At 49.3% G+C, this 3068-nt stretch carries 1 rRNA gene; it reads right to left on the bottom strand.

Features of this window, described 5'->3' with window-relative positions:
* Positions 1-6: 6 nt before the first annotated feature.
* Positions 7-2931, bottom strand: a 23S ribosomal RNA gene (locus tag BHX94_RS12570).
* Positions 2932-3068 lie beyond the last annotated feature (137 nt).

Genomic DNA, 3068 nt, shown 5'->3' with positions numbered 1-3068 from the left:
ATAAAATTGATTAAGTCTTCGATCGATTAGTATTCGTCAGCTCCATACATTACTGTACTTCCACCTCGAACCTATTAACCTCATCATCTTTGAGGGATCTTATAACCGAAGTTGGGAAATCTCATCTTGAGGGGGGCTTCATGCTTAGATGCTTTCAGCACTTATCCCGTCCATACATAGCTACCCAGCTATGCCGCTGGCGCGACAACTGGTACACCAGAGGTATGTCCATCCCGGTCCTCTCGTACTAAGGACAGCTCCTCTCAAATTTCCTACGCCCACGACGGATAGGGACCGAACTGTCTCACGACGTTCTGAACCCAGCTCGCGTACCGCTTTAATGGGCGAACAGCCCAACCCTTGGGACCGACTACAGCCCCAGGATGCGATGAGCCGACATCGAGGTGCCAAACCTCCCCGTCGATGTGAACTCTTGGGGGAGATAAGCCTGTTATCCCCGGGGTAGCTTTTATCCGTTGAGCGATGGCCCTTCCATGCGGAACCACCGGATCACTAAGTCCGTCTTTCGACCCTGCTCGACTTGTAGGTCTTGCAGTCAAGCTCCCTTGTGCCTTTACACTCTGCGAATGATTTCCAACCATTCTGAGGGAACCTTTGAGCGCCTCCGTTACTCTTTAGGAGGCGACCGCCCCAGTCAAACTGCCCGCCTGACACTGTCTCCCACCACGATAAGTGGTGCGGGTTAGAAAGTCAACACAGCCAGGGTAGTATCCCACCAACGCCTCCACGTAAGCTGACGCTCACGCTTCAAAGGCTCCTACCTATCCTGTACAAGCTGTGCCGAATTTCAATATCAGGCTGCAGTAAAGCTCCACGGGGTCTTTCCGTCCTGTCGCGGGTAACCTGCATCTTCACAGGTACTATGATTTCACCGAGTCTCTCGTTGAGACAGTGCCCAAATCGTTACGCCTTTCGTGCGGGTCGGAACTTACCCGACAAGGAATTTCGCTACCTTAGGACCGTTATAGTTACGGCCGCCGTTTACTGGGGCTTCAATTCGTAGCTTCGCTAATGCTAACCACTCCTTTTAACCTTCCAGCACCGGGCAGGCGTCAGCCCCTATACGTCACCTTACGGTTTTGCAGAGACCTGTGTTTTTGATAAACAGTCGCTTGGGCCTATTCACTGCGGCTCTTCAAGGCTTGCACCCTAAAAAGCACCCCTTCTCCCGAAGTTACGGGGTCATTTTGCCGAGTTCCTTAACGAGAGTTCGCTCGCTCACCTTAGAATTCTCATCTTGACTACCTGTGTCGGTTTGCGGTACGGGCACCTAATTTCTAACTAGAGGCTTTTCTTGGCAGTGTGAAATCAACGACTTCGCTACTATAATTTCGCTCCCCATCACACCTTGACCTTAAGAGTACCGGATTTGCCTAATACTCAGTCTCAGTGCTTGGACGTACATAACCAACAGTACGCTTCGCCTATCCTACTGCGTCCCCCCATCGTTCAAACAATCTTAGGTGGTACAGGAATATCTACCTGTTATCCATCGCCTACGCCATTCGGCCTCGGCTTAGGTCCCGACTAACCCAGAGCGGACGAGCCTTCCTCTGGAAACCTTAGTCAATCGGTGGACGGGATTCTCACCCGTCTTTCGCTACTCACACCGGCATTCTCACTTCTAAGCGCTCCACATGTCCTTGCGATCATGCTTCGACGCTGCTTAGAACGCTCTCCTACCATTGTCCATAGGACAATCCACAGCTTCGGTAATATGTTTAGCCCCGGTACATTTTCGGCGCAGCGTCACTCGACTAGTGAGCTATTACGCACTCTTTAAATGATGGCTGCTTCTAAGCCAACATCCTAGTTGTCTGGGCAACGCCACATCCTTTTCCACTTAACATATATTTTGGGACCTTAGCTGGTGGTCTGGGCTGTTTCCCTCTCGACTACGGACCTTATCACCCGCAGTCTGACTCCCGTGTTAAATTATTTGGCATTCGGAGTTTGTCTGAATTCGGTAACCCGAGGGGGGCCCCTAGTCCAAACAGTGCTCTACCTCCAATAATCATCACACGAGGCTAGCCCTAAAGCTATTTCGGAGAGAACCAGCTATCTCCAGGTTCGATTGGAATTTCTCCGCTACCCACACCTCATCCGCTCACTTTTCAACGTAAGTCGGTTCGGTCCTCCATTCAGTGTTACCTGAACTTCAACCTGGACATGGGTAGATCACCTGGTTTCGGGTCTACGACCTGATACTCATTCGCCCTATTCAGACTCGCTTTCGCTACGGCTCCACATATACTGCTTAACCTTGCATCAAATCGTAACTCGCCGGTTCATTCTACAAAAGGCACGCCATCACCCATTAACGGGCTCTGACTACTTGTAAGCACACGGTTTCAGGTTCTATTTCACTCCCCTTCCGGGGTGCTTTTCACCTTTCCCTCACGGTACTGGTTCACTATCGGTCACTAGAGAGTATTTAGCCTTGGGAGATGGTCCTCCCGGATTCCGACGGAATTCCACGTGTTCCGCCGTACTCAGGATCCACTCAGGAGAGAACAACTTTTCGACTACAGGGCCTTTACCTTCTATGGCTGACTTTTCCAAAGTCATTCGTCTAAACTGTTCCTTTGTAACTCCGTATTGAGTGTCCTACAACCCCAGAGAGCAAGCTCTCTGGTTTGGGCTCTTCCCGTTTCGCTCGCCGCTACTAAGGGAATCGAGTTTTCTTTCTCTTCCTCCGGGTACTTAGATGTTTCAGTTCTCCGGGTGTGCCTTCTCATATACTATGTATTCATATATGGATAACATGACATAACTCATGCTGGGTTTCCCCATTCGGAAATCTCTGGATCAAAGCTTACTTACAGCTCCCCAAAGCATATCGTCGTTAGTAACGTCCTTCTTCGGCTTCTAGTGCCAAGGCATCCACCGTGCGCCCTTAATAACTTAATCTGTTATTAATAATTGTGATGTTTATACATTGCTGTATAAACGCGCGATTTTTTTAAGAATTCAAAAATGAACTCACTCGGTTTTGCTTGGTAAAATCTTTTATTTCTTCTTACTTTATCTAGTTTTCAAAGTACAAT

Source organism: Macrococcoides bohemicum, from assembly GCF_003259675.1.
GTDB lineage: Bacteria > Bacillota > Bacilli > Staphylococcales > Staphylococcaceae > Macrococcoides > Macrococcoides bohemicum.
The sequence above is the reverse complement of the archived record's forward strand: the minus strand, read 5'-3'. Positions and strand labels throughout refer to the sequence as shown.